The organism is Anoxybacteroides voinovskiense, from assembly GCF_014196205.1.
Classification (GTDB): Bacteria; Bacillota; Bacilli; order Bacillales; family Anoxybacillaceae; genus Anoxybacteroides; species Anoxybacteroides voinovskiense.
Genome location: NZ_JACIDE010000021.1, coordinates 11,481 through 30,009, shown reverse-complemented (window position 1 = coordinate 30,009; position 18,529 = coordinate 11,481). Strand labels below are relative to the sequence as shown.

At 44.0% G+C, this 18,529-nt stretch carries 12 protein-coding genes; 1 reads left to right on the top strand and 11 read right to left on the bottom strand.

From position 1 onward, the window contains the following. Window positions 1–4: 4 nt before the first annotated feature. Window positions 5–2,092: an RNA degradosome polyphosphate kinase gene (locus GGR02_RS12925; RefSeq protein ID WP_183185478.1), complete on the bottom strand. Its 2,088-nt coding sequence runs from the start codon at window positions 2,090–2,092 to the stop codon at window positions 5–7. A 16-nt stretch (window positions 2,093–2,108) separates the two neighbouring features. Continuing rightward, on the bottom strand, window positions 2,109–3,632 hold the full coding sequence (ppx, locus tag GGR02_RS12920; RefSeq protein ID WP_183185445.1) for an exopolyphosphatase: 1,524 nt from the start codon (window positions 3,630–3,632) through the stop codon (window positions 2,109–2,111). A gap of 157 nt (window positions 3,633–3,789) precedes the next feature. On the opposite strand from ppx, the gene GGR02_RS12915 reads away from it, so the two are divergent. Then, a complete protein-coding gene (locus GGR02_RS12915; protein WP_183185444.1) occupies window positions 3,790–4,230 on the top strand; it encodes a YkyB family protein in 441 nt (146 codons plus the stop codon). A gap of 20 nt (window positions 4,231–4,250) precedes the next feature. Here the strand turns inward: GGR02_RS12915 and GGR02_RS12910 are convergent, their stop codons facing one another. From GGR02_RS12910 to GGR02_RS12870, 9 genes are all read right to left on the bottom strand, one after another. Continuing rightward, window positions 4,251–5,345 carry a Ger(x)C family spore germination protein gene (locus GGR02_RS12910; protein WP_183185443.1) on the bottom strand — a complete coding sequence of 365 codons (1,095 nt, stop codon included), beginning with the start codon at window positions 5,343–5,345 and terminating at the stop codon, window positions 4,251–4,253. Next, window positions 5,342–6,448: a GerAB/ArcD/ProY family transporter gene (locus GGR02_RS12905; protein WP_183185442.1), complete on the bottom strand. Its 1,107-nt coding sequence runs from the start codon at window positions 6,446–6,448 to the stop codon at window positions 5,342–5,344. Before GGR02_RS12905 ends, GGR02_RS12910 begins: the two co-directional genes overlap by 4 nt. A gap of 3 nt (window positions 6,449–6,451) precedes the next feature. Then, window positions 6,452–7,903: a spore germination protein gene (locus tag GGR02_RS12900; RefSeq protein ID WP_229706219.1), complete on the bottom strand. Its 1,452-nt coding sequence runs from the start codon at window positions 7,901–7,903 to the stop codon at window positions 6,452–6,454. Window positions 7,904–7,986: 83 nt separating this feature from the next. Then, complete coding sequence (locus GGR02_RS12895) at window positions 7,987–10,863, bottom strand: ATP-binding protein (RefSeq protein WP_183185440.1); 2,877 nt, start codon at window positions 10,861–10,863, stop codon at window positions 7,987–7,989. Beyond that, a complete protein-coding gene (locus tag GGR02_RS12890) occupies window positions 10,850–11,221 on the bottom strand; it encodes a response regulator transcription factor (protein WP_183185439.1) in 372 nt (123 codons plus the stop codon). Before GGR02_RS12890 ends, GGR02_RS12895 begins: the two co-directional genes overlap by 14 nt. 5 nt (window positions 11,222–11,226) lie before the next feature. Next, on the bottom strand, window positions 11,227–14,451 hold the full coding sequence (locus GGR02_RS12885) for a hypothetical protein (RefSeq protein ID WP_183185438.1): 3,225 nt from the start codon (window positions 14,449–14,451) through the stop codon (window positions 11,227–11,229). Then, window positions 14,448–15,857, bottom strand: coding sequence for a glycosyltransferase family 2 protein (locus GGR02_RS12880; protein ID WP_183185437.1), 1,410 nt, complete (start codon window positions 15,855–15,857; stop codon window positions 14,448–14,450). The genes GGR02_RS12885 and GGR02_RS12880 overlap by 4 nt, the downstream gene beginning before the upstream one ends. Beyond that, window positions 15,848–16,897, bottom strand: coding sequence for a HEAT repeat domain-containing protein (locus GGR02_RS17795; RefSeq protein WP_183185436.1), 1,050 nt, complete (start codon window positions 16,895–16,897; stop codon window positions 15,848–15,850). Before GGR02_RS17795 ends, GGR02_RS12880 begins: the two co-directional genes overlap by 10 nt. Next, window positions 16,898–18,505 carry a diguanylate cyclase gene (locus GGR02_RS12870; RefSeq protein ID WP_183185435.1) on the bottom strand — a complete coding sequence of 536 codons (1,608 nt, stop codon included), beginning with the start codon at window positions 18,503–18,505 and terminating at the stop codon, window positions 16,898–16,900. Between the last annotated feature and the right edge of the window lie 24 nt (window positions 18,506–18,529).

Sequence of the window (18,529 nt, the reverse complement as noted above, 5' to 3'; positions counted from 1 at the left end):
GGCTTCATTCTTCATCTTCGCTTACTCGATACGCCATCTGAAACAAACATAGTTGGCTATCGATTTCCGGTTCTCCCTCTTTTCGCTGCACATAATGATACTCTCCATGCTCGTCTTGCTCGCGTGCTTTCACATTATCAGAAAGTAAAAGCGATAAAATTTTCAGCACGCGCTTTTTCAACTGCTCGGAAAAAATTGGCCATAAAATTTCGACCCGCTTTTCCATGTTGCGCGTCATCATATCGGCTGAGGATAAAAACACTTTCTCCGCCCCGTTATGATGAAAATAATAAATGCGGCTATGTTCGAGAAAGCGGCCAACGATGCTGCGAACGCGAATGTTGTCACTTATTCCTGGGATTTGCGGGCGCAAACAACAAATGCCGCGCACAATTAAATCGATCGACACTCCTGCTTGCGACGCCTCATATAGCTTCATAATTAATTCTTTGTCCGTTAAGGCGTTCATTTTCGCAATAATGCGCCCGTTGCCATACGCTTGATGGAAGCGGATTTCCTCGTCGATGAAGCGAATAAAATCACGGCGTAAATCGAACGGCGCCACCGATAAATGATGAAATGCTGGTTTTTCCATATATCCGCTTAAATAGTTAAAAAAGTTCGTCGCATCTTCACCGATTTCCCGATTGGACGTAATAAACCCTAAATCGGTATAAAGCTTTGCCGTTGCATCGTTATAATTTCCTGTTCCTAAATGGACGAACCGCTCGATTTTCCCTTGTTTTTGCCGGACAATGAGCGTAATTTTACTATGCGTTTTTAAATGGGTAATCCCATAAATGACGTGGCACCCTGATTTCTCGAGCTCTTTTGCCCACTGGACGTTATTTTCTTCATCAAACCGCGCTTTTAATTCGACAAGAACGGTCACTTGTTTGCCGTTTTCTGCTGCGCGCTTTAACGCTTCAATAATCGGCGAACCGCCGCTAACACGGTAAAGCGTCTGTTTAATCGCAAGCACGTGCGGGTCTTCCGCCGCATCGGCAATAAAATCAATGACCGGTTCAAACGATTCATACGGGTGGTGGAACAATAAATCTTGTTCCGCCGCCTTTTCAAAAATATCTTCGTCCGAATCTAAATCTTTCGGCGGCTGTGGAATCAGCGTTTCGTATACTAAATGCTCTTTATAGCTTGCTAGTTCTTTATGGAAATGGTGTAAAAACGTTAAATCAAGCGGACCGTCGATTTCGTACACATCTTTTCGGTGAATTTCGAGCTCCTCTAATAAATAATGCAAAATAAACGGGTCAAACCCATCTTTTCTCATTTCGAGGCGAACGGCTGCCCCCCATTTTCGTTTTTTCAATTCTTTTTCAATTTCTTTTAATAAATCGCGAGCGCCTTCTTCGTGAATCGTTAAATCGGCGTTACGTGTAATGCGAAACGGAGTAACAGAAACGACGTCATAGCCTTTAAACAAAATGTCAATATGCGCGGTAATGACATCTTCCAACAAAATATAAACAAATTCCTCCTGCTCTGACGGAAGACGAATAAAGCGGTTTAACACGGACGGTACTTGCACAAGCGCTAGCTTCCATCGTTCGTCCTCGTCCTCTTCGTCATCGTCAAGGATGACTGCCAAATTTAAACTTTTGTTTGCCAACATTGGAAACGGGCGATACGCATCGACCGCCATCGGTGTCAATACTGGAAAAATTTGTTCTATAAAATACGTATACAAAAATGCACGCTGCTCGTCCGTTACTTGTTCCATCGAAATAAGCCGAATCCCTTCTTCCCTTAACATCGGTAACAATACATCGTTATACAGCCGATATTGCGAGCGCACTAGTTCATGCACTTTTTCGGAAATGCGCTTTAGCTGTTGCTTCGGCGTCAAGCCTGCTTTATTTTCCGGCTTATTAAAGCCTGCTTTCACTTGGTCTTTCAAGCCCGCTACTCTCACCATAAAAAATTCATCTAAATTGGAACTGAAAATCGCTAAAAATTTGAGTCGCTCCAACAGCGGATTTCGCTCATCGAACGCTTCTTGTAACACGCGTTCATTAAACGCGAGCCAGCTTAATTCTCGATTATTGTAATAGTTTGGATTATTTAGTCCCATCATCGTCTTCCCTGCCTTATTGTCGAAACCGTAATTCAATCGGTTGTTTCCATAGTTTTTCAAGCTGTTTTTTATTTTTTTCTGCTTGGTATTCTTCGGCGCGAAAATCACCGGTGCACGTAATATCCATGACAATCGCCTCTGGCTGTTTCGTCAGCGCAATATGTTGAACGATTTTTCGTTTCGTATCGTTTAAGCTATGAGCAAATTTGACGAGCGCACCAATAAACCGCATTCTTCGCTGCTCGTCTTTAGAAAACCAATCGGAAAATGGCGCGATATATTGCTTAAACAACGGTTTATTTTTGTACGAAGCGATTAAGGCAAGCTTCACCCGGTCTTTATGCATTAATCCGTCGATTGTACGGTTCGCCAACAAATAAAACGTATGTTGGCTACTCGCCTCTTCGTCAATATATTGCCCTAAATAAAAGACGTGCGCCGCCTGCTTCATGTCGCGTACATCCTCTTCTGTAATCGGATAAAGCTCTAGCTGGCGAATTTGTGCCACAAGCTGCGCTAATAGCTGATTTACGTGCTGAACGTCGTCTAAACGGATGTCATAGTCTTGCGCCAATTCGTAAAAGCTTTCTTGCAGTACGTTCGGAAATAGCCGCGTGCCGAACGGTTGAATCAATTCTTCGTAAAAAATGCCGTCGCGCAAGCCTTTCCGGCTTAACACAAAAGAAGAAGCATCGACAGCATCGTACAGCGCACAAAATACTTCGAGCGCAGGGATAATTAAATCGGCACGGTCTTTCGACAATCCTTCTAGTTTTTGCAGTTCTTCAAACGATAACGATGTTAACAACTTCCGAACGTCAAGCAAATGCTTCCGTTTCATTTCATATTGGTGGACGCCCGCTAACGGATATTGCTTCATCAGCTGATGAATTTGCACAATATTGCGTGCGCTCCCGCCCATCGCAACGAGCGGCACTTTTTTTTCTACGAGCCACGGTAGCGACTGAAATTGCTCCGTCAAATAAACCGACAAGCGCTTCAACTCTTCTTCTGTCGGCACGTTGCCGGCAACAAACGCTTGTCTTAGCGACAGCGCCCCGAACGGAAAGCTGTATGATTCAAGCAATTCTCGATCTTTATAATAGGTGACTTCCGTACTTCCGCCGCCGATGTCGACCGTAATCGCTTCCGTAATCGCCGTCGAGTTGACAACCGCCAAAAAGCCGTAATACGCTTCTTCTTCTCCCGTTAAAACGCGCATGCGAAAATCTGTGTTTTTTTCTACTAGCTCGATAATTTCTTGCTTATTTTTCGCTTGACGAATCGTAGCGGTCGCTACGCATATGACGCGTTCGAGCTGATGATGGCGAGTAATTTCTTGAAAGCTACGGAGCGTATCTAACAATAAAAAAATTCCTTCTTCTGTCAATATATGCTCATCTGTTAAGTAATTGCGTAGTCGCGCCACCGCTTTTACGTTTTCCATTTCGCGCAATCGCCCGCTTTTTTGTCGTTCATAAATGACTAAGCGAATCGTGTTTGAGCCAATATCAATAATGCCGTATTTTTCTTTCATGTCCGTCCATCCTTCAACGCTTTTTTTTATTATAGCACACGAAAGATTCACAAAAATAGTTGCACCTGCCCCAATTCTCATACACCTAATATTGAAAACAACTGTTTATGATGTATAATAAAGGTAGTAGACAAGCTAAAAGAAAAGGAGATTTGCTATGGAACGTTTAGAACCAACGATAGATAATTTGGCGAAAGCGATTTTTACGGTAAACCGCCATGCGAAAACAGCGTTAAACCCCTCATTTTTATATTCGCTTAAGAAAAAAGCGATTGAAAAACTGCTTGCGGAAGGAAAAGCAAAAAAAGTCGGGCTCCATTTTTCACCAAATCCGAAATATAGCCAGCAGCAGTCTGACGTACTCGTTGCTGTCGGTGAGTATTACTTTCACATTCCTCCAACGAAAGAAGACTTCGCGACACTTCCACACCTTGGTGCATTAAACGGTTCCTATCGCAATCCTATGGCAAAAATGCCGCTTTCGAAAGCAAAGGCGTTACTGCAAACATACACAGGAATGACAGAAACAAAAAACGAGCCGCCTCGAACGAAGCGACCATATCAAAAACCTGTATTTAAGCGGCTTGGGGAGCGCTGACAGCTAGTTAGCTGTCAGCGCTAGTGGATGACCCCATAGCTAATTACTTTTGCTTTCACAGACACAGAAACGTCCGCTGCGGCAAACGCTTTGCCCCAATCGTTCTCGACTTTTTTCCAATGGTCATATTCATACGCCCGCGCATACAGCCCAAAACCGACTGGGTCGACGTGATGATGTTGAAACGTCTTTACTAGGGCGGTCGTCTTTGTTTTAATTTCGTGAGCAATCATTTTTTCTAGTTTCTTTTGTTTTTTGCTGATGTCAATATCGGCGATTTTTTCGGTAATAATCACCCCGGCATCGATTTGCACATGAAACTGAAACCGACCGTTTCGATACCGTGTTTCATAGCGAACTTTTCCATGCTCTATCGATACGCTAATATTTTCTTTTTTCCCTGTCAACGCCGCCGTCCGGAGCGTAAACGGAATCGCCGGTTTTATTTCTTTTCGCAAAAGCTGAAGAAACGGCGTTTCTTTCGGCGACAGCGAAGTGACGTATTTTCCTTTATTATCAAATAACGCAGTGCCGTTCGCCATCATTTTCCCGTTTTTCCGCGTCATTTCTGATGCAAACGGTGTACATCCTTTATCAAATAGTGTTCGATGAAAATCGAGTAAATTTGTTTTGACCGTTTGTTTATCTACTGCCGTTGTCATAATTAAGTCTTTAATCGCTACCGCTAAGCGCGGTTTATCTTTTTGTTTCGATTCCATTAGTTCTTTCACTGGTCCATCATAAACGATGAGCAAAGCGGTCGTCGAGTTTTTCGGATCGCGATACAACACATCTAGCAACGAAGGAATTTCTTTTTTCTTTGCAAGCGCTTTGCCGATCACAACGTTTTGGATTTTCCCGCCGACTGCCCGGCCAGAAGCAAATAAATCGATTTTATACCGTCCTTCCCTTAAGGAAGACGCATTGACTTCAATCACTTCCGTATGCTCTTTCGCATCTTTATTAAACACAGGGCTTGATGAATACGAGAGCAATTTTCCTCCATCTGTATCAAGCCCAAGCGTTAACGTCATTGTTAAGGAATCCAACTTCGTGTTCATGCCGCAGCCGGATAAGAAAAGTGCTACACAAAGCAATAAAGCAGCAGCTTTCATGACGGTTTTCCCCCTCTTAGCCATTGATACAATTTCATATATAGCCATAAAACGACCGGAAAAATGTAGCCAACAATCGTTCCTGTTTTTCCCCACCAATCAGAAAATGCTTGTAAATCGGCGAACGGCGGGGTGTATAAAAACGAAACAATAATATACAGACCAACGCCAACAACGAGAACGCGCACATGGTCGTACTGTTCCAATACGTGCGCAATGCCGAACACAGCGGTAAAAATATACGGGATGCCTGTTGTCGATAAAACAAATAAATATGCGGCTAAAAAAATAATTTCAAACCGTTCCATAAACGGAAACTCAATCGTTTTTAATAACGACAACGTCGGCCAGACGTATTCGGTAATTTCGTCAGGGCTGTAAAAAATAAAGCCGACAAGCGTCACAAATACAAAAGCTGCCATGGAAATGCCGTTGGCGATAATAATCCCTTTTTTCGCTAAATGCTTTTCTTTCACATATGGATAAAGCAAAAACGCTAATTCAAACCCTAAAAACGATAAAATCGTCTGTTTCACCGTTTTTATAATCGGCAGCCACCCTTCTTTAATGACTGGCAATAAATGAAGCAAATGACCGTCTTTTAACGGCACGGCAATTAATAACGGCATCCAAAGCGTCATATAAAATACGATTTCCGCATACCGGCCGAGAATGCGCACTCCTTGACGTGCAGCTAAAAAACCTGGAATCATAAACAAAATCATAATCCAGTAGTTCGACGTTTGCGGCAACACCCATACTTGGACGAGATGAATCGACGTAAATACGACTGTCGTTGCCGCCAGCGCCGCATAAAGCGAAAATAAAAGCGACAGCAATTTCCCGAACCATTTGCCAAAATAGCGTAATAACAAATCAAAAATCGTATCTTGCGGATGTTGTTCCATAATGGAGACGATAATTAAACTAGCGATTATCGATAGCACTCCGCCAAAAATAATCGCAATCCAGCCGTCCGTTCCGCTCCCCTTTGCCACATCTGCCGGCAATGATAAAATGCCGATACCGATTTGTGCACCGACGATAAAAAAGACGTATTGAAAAATCGTAATTTCGTTTTGCGGGATACGTGTCATCGCCATCTATCATTTCCTCGTTTTCGTTTGTCGTTTTAGCTGAATGGGATGGGCAGAGAGCGGACGGCTACGCATCGTCCAAAGTGGAAAACGAACGACCGTATCTTTCCAGTCGCGAAACCGAACGGGTGCAAACGGGCTACCAAACGGAGTGCCAAGCGATTCTAAACATGCAAGATGAATGACTAAAATCATCAACCCAATCGCCATGCCAATGACTCCGAACAACGAAGAAACAATCATCATTGGAAAACGAATCAACCGCACCGATTCGGACATGTCGGGGTTTGGAATAATAAACGAGCCAATTGCGGTAATGGCAACGACAACGACCATAATGTTGCTGACGAGCCCTGCCTGCACCGCTGCCTGCCCGATGACGACCCCGCCGACAATCCCGACCGTTTGTCCAATTGGCGCTGGCAAGCGAAGCCCTGCTTCGCGCAACATTTCGATCGCTAATTCCATTAAAATCGCCTCCAATATCGGCGGTAGTGGCACTTGTTCGCGCGATTCGCCGACCGTTAAAATTAAATTGAGCGGCAATAGTTCATAGTGAAAGGAAATCGCCGCAATGTAAAGCGACGGCAAAAAAATGGCGATAAAAAACGCTAACGTACGCAACAGCCGCAAAAACGTCGCAATCATCCACCGCGTACTATAGTCATCAATCGTTTGAAAAAACGCAATAAATGACATCGGCGCAATCATGACGCTTGGCGAACGATCTACAACAACGACGATGCGTCCTTGCAACAAATTGCTAACCGCAGCATCGGGACGTTCCGTTAACAAAAATTGTGGAAACGGTGAAAAAGGATTATCTTCAATCAACTGCATTAATTCGCCTGTATTCACGACCGCATCGACGTCAATCATGCGAATGCGGTCTTCTAACTCTTTTAATACTTCTGGATGGGTAACATCTTCTAAATAAAGAAGCGCCACTTTTGTTTTTCCTCTCCTTCCGACGACAAGCTCTTTCACTTTTAACTCTCGATTCGGAAGGTAGCGACGAATAAGGGCAATATTTTTTCCGCTCGTTTCAATAAACCCTTGATGCGCTCCTTTAATTGATGATTCGACTTGCGGCTCAGCAATCGCTCGCTGCGGCCATCCTTGCGTATCTAAAAGGAGCGCTTGTTGCTCCCCGTCAATAAATAAAACGCTTTCCCCTTGAAAAACAGCCGTTTCAACTTCTGACCATAAATTTGTATATTTTTTTTGCCCGATTAAAACAGCTACCTCTTCTACGTTTGTTGCATCGTGTGTTTCAAAAAGAAGGGGCTGCAAAACGTTATTATTAATCGAGTTTTTATCTGCTAAGCTATCTAAATATAAAAGCACTACGTCTTTTTTCAGCTGCCGTACGTTTAAACGACAAACGACTAAATCGGGCGTTTCGCCCCACGTCGCTTGAATCGTTGCTTCCACTTCTGCTAACGATGACGGAATCCACATCTTCATCCCTCCATTACCGTTATTATGCATAAAATTCCTTTTTTTAAACAAAAAAAGACCGCCCGTTCTAGGCAGTCTTCACATCATTTATCCTCTTCATCCGTTACCGGCACTAAAATTTCGCCTTGGCGTTCTTGTTTTAATAACATATGCAAAATCGTTTTTGTCAGCTGGCTCGGTTGATACGGCTTAATGAGATAATCGCTTGCCCCAAGCATCAATCCTTTTTCTTTTTCCTCAAGCGCGGATGACACAATAATTGGAATGGAAGAAAGCTCTTTGTCTGCTTTCATTTTTTCAAGAACGTCCCATCCAGACATTTCGCCTTCTTCAAGCATAATGTCAAGCACTACTGCCGCCGGCTTTTCCGCTTTTATCGCCCCAATTGCCTCTTTTCCGTTTTTAAAGCTTTTCACGGAAAAACCGCTATCGGATAGCTCTGCTTCTAATAATGACGCTAAATTGCGGTCATCTTCGACAATAATTACATTCATTCCTTTATCTATTGGTACGTCGTTTTGTGGATCCGTTTCGACAGCAACAAGCGGCAAGCTTATGGTAAACGTACTCCCTTTTTTCACTTCAGACGTGACAGCAATTTCTCCGTCATGTGCTTTCACAATTTCTTTGACAATCGCTAACCCAAGCCCTGTTCCACCGATGCGGCGGCGGTCAGAGTTGTCGACACGGTAAAATTTCGTGAACAAATGCGGAATTGCCTCCGCTGGAATACCAAGCCCTTCATCTGTGACGTCAATCGCTAACCGGTCGCCTTGTTCATAAATGCGTACCGTTATTTTTCCGCCGTCTGGGGAATATTTCACCGCATTGCTCAGTAAATTCGTAAACACTTGCGCTAGTTTGTCGCGGTCGCCAAGCACAATTGTCCGATTTGTTTCTTTTTGAATCATAAACTCATGAATCGTTGTGTTTACTTTTTGCGTTTCAATAACGTTTTGAATAATCGGAACGATATCTTCGTATTTTTTGTCGTACGTTTGCCGTCCGGATTCCATCCGCTGGACGTCTAAGAAGTCGTTAATAAGCGCAGTCAGCCGTTTTGCTTCTTGGTATATCGTCGTTAAATATTTTCGCTGCCGCTCTGGCTTCAGTTCTTTATTTAGCATTAATTCTGTAAAGCCAAGCACGCTAGAAAGCGGCGTGCGCAGTTCATGGCTGACGGTGCTAACAAACTCCGATTTCATTTGATCGACTTCAAACTCTTTCGTAATGTCACGATGAACAAAAACCGTACCAAATCGTTCCGTTCCACGATAAAGCGGCTCTGCGTACATATGGATCACTTTTTTCTCGCCTTTAACGTGGTACGTAAACGATTTTGTCTCCAGTGTATCGTGCAGCAAAACACGATCTAAATAATCGGACAAGTTTTTCTCATCCACTACTTTTTGCAGCAGCAGCGATTTCCATTGTTCATACGGCGCTTCGGAAATTTCGTTTACATCCACGTGTAAAAAGTTCGCAAGTTGTGTATTCATCATTAAGTTTACCCCGCGCATGTCAACAAGTTGAATGCCTTCTTGAATGTTATTTAAAATATCTTGCGTCATGCGCCGGTCTTTTTCCGACTCTTCGTATAAGCGAATTTTTTGTAACGAAATCGACACTTGTTTCGTCAAACGTTCATATTCTTCGATTTCATGCGGCGAAAAGTCGCCGCGGAAACGGCTAAACATCATTATTGCTTCTACTTCTCGCTGCGCAGAAAGCACTGGCAAAACCAAATCGTACGAATAAAGCGCTTCTTCGTAATACCCTTTCTCTGACGTCGGCAATTCTCGCTTTACCGAAAACGGTTGCTTCGTTTTCTGCAATCGTTGGTACATTCCGTTATCTAGCTCATGTAAAAATTGCTGTACCCCTTGTGCGGATACCCCAAACGCTGCATATGATTTTTTATCATTTAACAATACGATCATGCCGCGGTCGGCATCCATTACTTTGCATATATTACAAACAATGCTATCGAGCACTTCTTGTTTGTCAAGCGAATTAGAAAGCCCGTTAATAAACTCGTTTCGCCGCCTTAATTCTTCTTCTCTCCGTTGCATCGTTTCGAGCGCTTGCTCTAGTTCCGCTTGTTGTGACTCTAGTTCGTCTTGCTGGGCAAGCAATTCTTCGTTTTGGGCAACTAGGCTATCTTCTTTTTCCCGAATGCTATAGATCATTTTCTGGAACGCCCTTGATAGTTTTCCAATCTCGTCATCTCGCTCATTTGCGAACGACCAATGTACATCTGTTTCCTCTTGCGCAAATTTTTCCGCCGCCGTCGCAAACGCATTCAACGGTCTTCCGATTCGCTTCGCCATCATGCGCATAATGCTCATTAATAAAAGCATCATCAAAAAAATAAACAATAAAAATGAATATTGCAGTTGCGCCTGTGTCATTTTCAACTGTTTATACTCATTTTCGATTTGCTCGACTAATGACGAGTGATATTCCGAAAGCTGCTTTTGAAACCGTTGAATCGAGGCAGTACCACCGTTTTCCGACGCTTTCAATACCGCTTGTATATTCCCTGCTTCAAAATCAGCAATCGCTTTTTTTACTAAATCGTCGAAATAATACGATGTAAACGCCGCTGCCTCTTCTAACAGCTGCCGGTCTTCTGCTGTTTTCGCAAGCGGCTTTAGCTTTTGCATCGTTGCTACCACTTGCTCTTTTTGTTGATAAATGCTTTGTTTAAACTCTTTTCGTCCAAACGCCAAATAGCCGCGAGCGTCGAAAAATGCTTGGGTAAACGCTCGATCTAGCTGCTCGGCATATCTTTCCTTCTGTTGCAATTGCTCACGCTTTGCTTCAAACGTATTGACAAGCGTCTGCTGTTTCCAAAGAACGAGTGCTCCCCCGACTAAAAAAAGGACGATAAATAGGCTCATTAGTCCAATAAATTGTCGCGTTAAACTTTGGCGAAAATAGCGGCTAATTTTCTCCATGCAAAATCTCCTCGATTCGTTTTACTAGCTCTAGCGGGCTGTACGGTTTTGCCATAAAATAATCCGCGCCAGCTTCGAGCACGCGCTGCTGATCCGCCTGCTGGCTTTTGGCGGACAGCATCATAATTTTCACGTGCTTTTTCTCAGGGAGTTCGCGCACTTGTTGAATCACTTCGAGCCCTGTATAAATCGGCATCATGTAGTCAAGCAAAATTAAGTCATACTCATTTTCTTTAATGAGTTCAATCGCTTCTTGCCCGTCGCACGCCTCATCAATTTCATATCCTTCGTCTTCGAGCGTATCGACGACTAACATCCGCAATACTTCTTCATCTTCCGCAAGCAAAATTTTCGCCATTCCCATTAGTCTCCTTCCCGTTCAAACACTTTTTTCAGTTCCTCATACGATTGTTTGAGCCGTTCATGATATACGGGCTCTTCCCACGGTTGCCATTGGTAATGATAAAACTGATTGGCAGGCAATGCATCGTTTTGTAGCGTAGGATAAGCGAACGATGTTTTTCCATCTGTTTCATATAGCCCGATACGAATTCCGTCCAAATGCACGTTGCTTGTTAGCCCTCCTGACCAAACATCGCCCATCGCTTCACGCGTGCTCGGGTCTTTTATATTAAGAAGGAGCCACGGAATACGAATTTCGTACATCGTTCGCTTAGCGTTGACGCTAATATCCGTGAGCGAATCATAGTTCTTATCTTCTGGATTGGCTGTCCCAAATCGGAAAACTCCTGTTTCGTACGACTGAAACGGCACTTTTTTCCCGCCAACGTCCAATTGTTTGTTGAGCGTCAAACGAATCGGGTGATATACGCCGTTATCTTTCTTTTTGGCATACGGTGCTTCTTTAATCATGTGCAATAAATGCCCATAATGATAATAAAACGTATCGTAATAGCTGTCTACCCATAATCGCGCTTCCGTCGTCCCCTTTATTTCTAAAATAAAATCAATATCAGACGTTTTTACGTTTGGCACGTGTAAAATCCGCGATTGTCCTTGGTTTGGAATCGTGTTGAATAACACGTACGTCGTTTTATTGGTTGCAATCGTCGTGTCGATGCGCAAATAGACGTACCGTTCGTCGCTTGTTACATACAGCGCACGCCCTTTTTCACGAAACGCTTGCGTCCCTTCAGTAAACGCCCAATCTTGCGCGCGACCGTCGACTTTAATCATATCCGTAGCATCTTTGCCAGGGTCAAAGCTGAGCAACCCAAATTGTTGTTCGTTTGTTTGCGCGTTCGACCAAAACGGACGCCGATTCGGGTCGTCGTAGTCCATCGTGTTCCACGTTCGTTTAAACCATTCGTCTTGCCAAACAAACACAAGACCGCCCGCCATTTTTTCCTGCACAATGTCTTCAAATAACTTCCCGTCGATTTCGCCTTGCTCTTTTTCCGAATGAAACCCCTGATTCATCCCATACACGTTACGGTGCGTCATTCCTCGTGACGACGGAACACCGAATTCCGCGACTAATACGGGCATGTCATGCGCTTGTTTCATATCGTGCAAGTAGCCGGCATAGTTGTTTTTTTGCCCACGATGATCGATATAGTCGACATATTTCTTTTCATAGTTTAAAAAGTCTGGATAGTACGGATAAATATGATACGAGGCAAATAGTCCGCTATGCAAATTGGTTGTCTTTTTCATCACATTCGGGTTGACGGTGACCATGTCTTCTTTTTCGAGCGGCTCGCTCGGATGCGTTAATAAGTCGGTCGTCACCCAATTTGTAAAGCTCACCGGGCGTTGCCAATGGTACGTCTTCGTTTCATAATCGATCGCTTCATCGATCATTTGCGCGAGCCAAATTTCAAACGGCTGTGCTTTTTCTGTCTGAATGTATGTCCCTTTATAATCCACAAGCCCTTTATGTTTGTCATTTGTCGCTTTCACTACGGTCGGATCCCACTCAATGCCGAAAATCCAGCCGAGCACATACGGCGAAATGTCGTAACGATACGCCCCGCTTGCATGCCCTCTTCGTTTCGGCACATTCGCTTTTCCGTGGACGATGTCGATCGTTCGTTTGATTTCCGTGGCGAATTCATCCGTATTTGCTTTCGCAAACGCATCGTTCGTCCGCAAGAGCGTTTCTTCGTTTACCCATACCCCATGGAATAAATAAAGCGGACGCGCGGCAATTTGGTTATATTCATAAAACGCTTCGTAAAAGGCTGGCGGATGAATCGTATAGATGCGCACCGCGTTTGCCCCCATCGCGCCAATTTGCTTAAACCAGCGGAAATATTGTTCTTTCGTAATCGCCGTTTCGCCAGGAAATGCGCCCGGTTTCGAAATGCCCATATTGACACCTTTAATCAATAAATTCGTCCATTTCCCGTTTCGATAGATTTGCAAATAATCTTTTCCGACCGTACCAGCAAGGTGAATCCCGTCCACTTTCGGCGTTTGTACCGTCGCTTTCAGTGTGTTGTGTGGCTTCGTTATATTTTGTAAAATCTCGGTCATCATTGGGACATACGCTTTCCAATAAAATGATGACGCGTTGTCTGGGCTATCGGTAGCCATCCATTTTCGCCATGTCGTAAAGCCAACCGTTTCGTAAATGTCCGGTACTTCCGCTTCATCCGCGTAGTCTCCACAAAAATAATACGCGTTATAGACGCGATTCGTATGATGGACGACCGCAGGAAATTTTGTTGGCAATCCGAGCGCGCGCAACGTATCTTCTCCACGTGCCGATAGCGACAACGTATACGTTGCTAATACTTCGTTTGGATTGAGCGGGGTAACGATATCAAACCAATACGAATACGGAGTAGTAATTTGTTCTCCGAGTTGCGCTTCCCCCGCTTTTGTCGTCGAAAACGTGACCCCTTTTTTCCCAATCATTTGCCGGTCAAGCACTACCAGCCGGTCGTTTTCGTCGACGAGCACAATCCCAGCGCCACGAAAGCGAAACGGACGCCCGTATTGTTTTTCGTAGTTGTCTTTCACCCAAACAGGCACTTCCCGACTTTGCAAGTTCGGAAAATACCGACCAATCCATCCCGACCATTCGACGTTTAACAGCGAATAAAACTGCTTTCGGACGTTTATCGGCGTCGGATGGGCGAACGAGTTAAACTCGGCGAGAAGCGTTTTTCCACCTGCCATCACAAACTGATGGAGAGCATTTACCTCTTTTTCCGTTAGCCCACCGTATATTTTTGCTGAACGTTTGCCTGTTTTGTCGTTTTTCAAAAATTCCTCTTCATACACGCCATACGTATCAGCAACGTAAACGGCATCATAGCGCGAAAGCGAACGGGGAAGCTGCCGCACCGCATATTCCCCATTTTTTTTCGGCACAAACCCGACATAATCGTTTGCTAAATCATACGGTGTTCCGTCGCTAAATACGTATTTTTGTTGGCTTAATAGCCAGACAAGCCCTTTATGTTCACGATACGTCGCGTCAGGAACCGTTTTATCCATAATTAGTAAATTTAATGGTTTTGCCGGCTTTAACTGCCAAAGCCAATATGGCGAGGAAACGAGCGCAAGAAGCAACAGAAGATATAGAAGCAATATGCGAGTAACACGACGCTCTTTCATTTCGACACACCTTTTCTTGTCATTTCTCCCCATCCTCTCTTTTTCCGAAGCACATCAACAATCCCTTCACAGCGCCACCATACCGTTAATGGGCGATACCATAGCGACTCGGTGAGCGAAAATAGAAATAAACGAACGATGTCGGATACGTTCGGAAATTTTCGTACCGTCCATTCTTCTAAAAGCACGGCAGCCATCGAAAAAACCGAGCCGTAAATAACCGATAATAAAAAAAGTAGAATCGCAAATTCGATATATACGCCGCCGAAAAATAGCGAGACGAGCATCACGACATATCCAAGCAATTCGACGACTGGACCGAAAAATTCGATGAATAAAAAATACGGCATGGAAACAAGCCCAATCGAGCCATATTTAGGGTTAAAAATGAGGCGGCGATGTATCCATAAGCTTTCCAATAAGCCGCGATGCCACCGGCTTCGTTGCCGCCGCAAATATTTCAATGATTCAGGCGCCTCTGTCCAACAAACAGGGTCAGGAACGTACACAATTTTTTTCGACTCTTTTCGTTCTTTTATTAAGCGATGAAGCCTAACGACTAATTCCATATCTTCCCCAACTGTATGGGCGTATCCACCCGCTTCAATGACCCATCGTTTCGAAAACACACCGAACGCACCAGATACGATAAGCAGTAAATTATGGCGGCTTAACCCGATTCGTCCCATTAAAAACGCGCGCAAATATTCAATTACTTGCATAACAACAAGCGGATGACGCGATAAGCCAACTTTCACAATTTCCCCACTTTCAATTTCACAGCCGTTTGCGATGCGGATACTCCCGCCGGAAGCAATGACTTCCCCATCGGAATCAATAATCGGCTTCATCACTTTTAAAAACGCACTTCGCTCTAGCACCGAATCGCCATCAATCGAGCAAAAATACGGATAGCGCGACACGTTAATGCCTGCGTTTAATGCGTCTGCCTTGCCACCATTTTCTTTATCGATGACAAATAAATGCCGATACAGCTTCGAACGGTATACCGCTTTCACTCGTTTTGTTTTTAGCTGCTGACGAATGACGTGGTTGATACGCACAAGCTGAAACGACTCGATTAACTTTGCAAGCGTATCATCGGTCGAACCGTCGTTAATGACAATAATTTCATATTCAGGATATTCGATGCTTAGCAGCGACCGAACCGTTCCAAAAATTCCGGCCGATTCGTTATACGCTGGAACTAAGATCGAGAGCGGTTTCGCATAACTAACATCGAGCAGTTCTTCGTACGGTTCCCACTCATCTAATTGATATGATTTGCGAAGTTGGACGAGGGAAACGAGCAATAAAAATGTGTAAAAGGCGATAACTGCCACCATAAACAAAAAGACAAACCACCCGACAACGGAAACGAACGTATACCATATATCTATCCCCATACTTCCACCCCTCTTTCTAGCCATTCGCGCGCCATATCGCGGGCAAACGGGTCGTCTGCAGAAGTTGCGACTTCTTTTAGCCATTGTGAACCGTTTTCCATCCGCAATAGCGCCTGTGCAGCTTGCGAACGCACAGAAAATATTGGGTCAGACAATAGCGAAACGAGGTGTGGGATACATTCATTGGCGCGGATTTTTCCGCACACTTTTATCGCCATCAGCCGCTCTTGCCATAGCGGGGACGAAAGGAAGTGGATTAGTTTTTCGTGTGAAAGAAAATACCCCATTGTCGCCATCGCTTTCAACGAACGAATGCGAATTTCTTCAGACTCGCTTTCTAGCAATTGCTCTAAATACACGCCATATTCGCTTCGATTACGAATCCCTACAATATCGATGAACGCATATTGCATCAGCGGCGGCCATTGTGCGAAACGGTGAACGATCGCTTTCAGTGTCTCATCGTTCATATGGCGAAACAATAGCCGGTACGCAAATTCCGTCAACGGATATTTCGGGGCAAGCATTCGTTCATAAAGCTTAGGGCAGTCGAATATCGCGTATATTTTTAATAGTTGAATTTCTTCGCTCTTTGTTAATTTCGCCGATTGATATAGCCGCTCTAAATCGTTAATCATCACCTTCATCTGAAAATCTTCAATATAAAATAACGCATTCATCCGAACCCCCCAGCGTCGATGAAACAGTTGCTTGCGAATCATTGGTTGAAAATGGGTTTCCGCGAATGCACGAATGCGCGCTTGAACATGCTCGCTTTCTATTAATCTCGAAAACTCTTCGAACAATTCAAGGAGCGCCTGTTGTTTTAGCGGGGAGCGACACGAAAGCTCCCCTTCGCCAATCCCTTCGTTTAAGTAACGAAAGACGGTTTGTTGATAAGAAGTTTTATACGCATCAATTTTCCGTCGCCTTTCATTTTCGGCTGCCTTTCGGATAACAAGATAAAGAAACAAACTTGTTAATACGATGAGCAAGCTTATAAACAGAACGAAAAAGTAAACGATAGCTGGCTGTCGCACTTAACTCATCCTTTTCATCATTTGGCATATTCTTGCCTCAAGTTCAAGTAATTTAAACGGTTTCGTCATATAATCGTCCGCGCCAAGTTCAAGTGCGCGAGCGATGTCGCTTTCGCTTCGCCTTGATGTAAGCATAATGACTTTGTAGCGGTCGGAACGTTTTTGTGTGCGAATCCACTGCAATACTTCTAAGCCGTCCATTTTCGGCATAACGCCGTCTAAAAGAACTAAGCATGCGGATTCGTCTTGATGCCAATCCGACGCAATAAATTCGATCCCATCTTTAAACGTTTGCAGTTCATGCTTTACTTTTCCGTTACAAGGCAGTTTGGTGACGATGTCGGTAATAATCGTTCGCATAATCGGGTCATCGTCTACGACAGCAATTTTCATCACTTTTGGATGGGCGGCTACTTGGGAAGAAGCTGCGCTAACGACTTGGTTTCGCCCATTTTCTTTCGCTTCATATAAGGCGTTATCGGCAAGACGAAGCCAATGTTCGAGCGGCTCGCTTGCATCTGTAATTTCGACGACTCCGCACGAAAACGTGCAAGAAAACGTCGTGTTTCCTTCGTGAAACGTATGCTTCATAAACGTTTCGCGCAGGCGGTTAAGCGCGTCGCGTGCCTCACTCAACTGCGTTTTTGGAAACAATACGACAAACTCTTCACCGCCAAAACGGACGATAATATCGCTTACGCGTAGCCCTTGTTTTAAAAAGTTAGCAAACTCCCGTAATACGACATCGCCAACTAAATGACCGTGACGGTCGTTTACTTGCTTAAAATGGTCAAGATCGAGAACAGCTAAACAAAACGGCTCTTTTAAGCGCTGCCATTCGCTCTGTAATAAGGCATATGCTTGCTTTAAATATTTGCGGTTATACACATGTGTTAATTCATCAAGCAATAACACTTCGTCAATATGTCTTTTTCGTTCGAGCTGTCGTTTGACACGTACAATAAATTCATCTAAATCGAACGGTTTTTGAATAAAATCGTCCGCGCCCATTTCATAGCTTTTTATTCGCACGTCTTTGCTATTGTCGACGCTAACCATCATCGTTGGGATGAACTGCTGCTTTAGTTTCTCTTTTAAAAATTCTAATACAGCAAAACCGTCTGTTTCTTTCATATGAATGTCAATGACGACACAATCTGGGCGAACGTCATAAAACGACGTAATTGCTTTTTCTGGATTGGCAATCGCAACGACATACCATCCAATATTCTCCAACTTCTCTTTCATATACATTAAAAACGACGTATCATCATCAATTAATAAAATCACCGGCTCCTCGCCTTGCTTCGCCCGTTTCCCGCGAAACGAAGCAAGCGCGCCTTCTCCGTTTTCGTAACATGACTCTAATAAGTCAAATATATATTGCTTCACATCGTCAACCGACCACATTTTGTCGTCGTTTTCATTTAACGCATCCATTAATTGACGAGCCTTTTTCCCAACGTCCTCTAAGCCGATAATTGCAGCAGTTCCCGCCATCGAATGAAGAAAACGATACACTTCCTGATGTGGAATCGTTTCAACCGCTTCCCATTCCTCAAGCTTTTTACGGATATTTTGAAAAAAATATTGTTTGTATTTATCCATTAGCGATCCCCTTACTCGTTATGA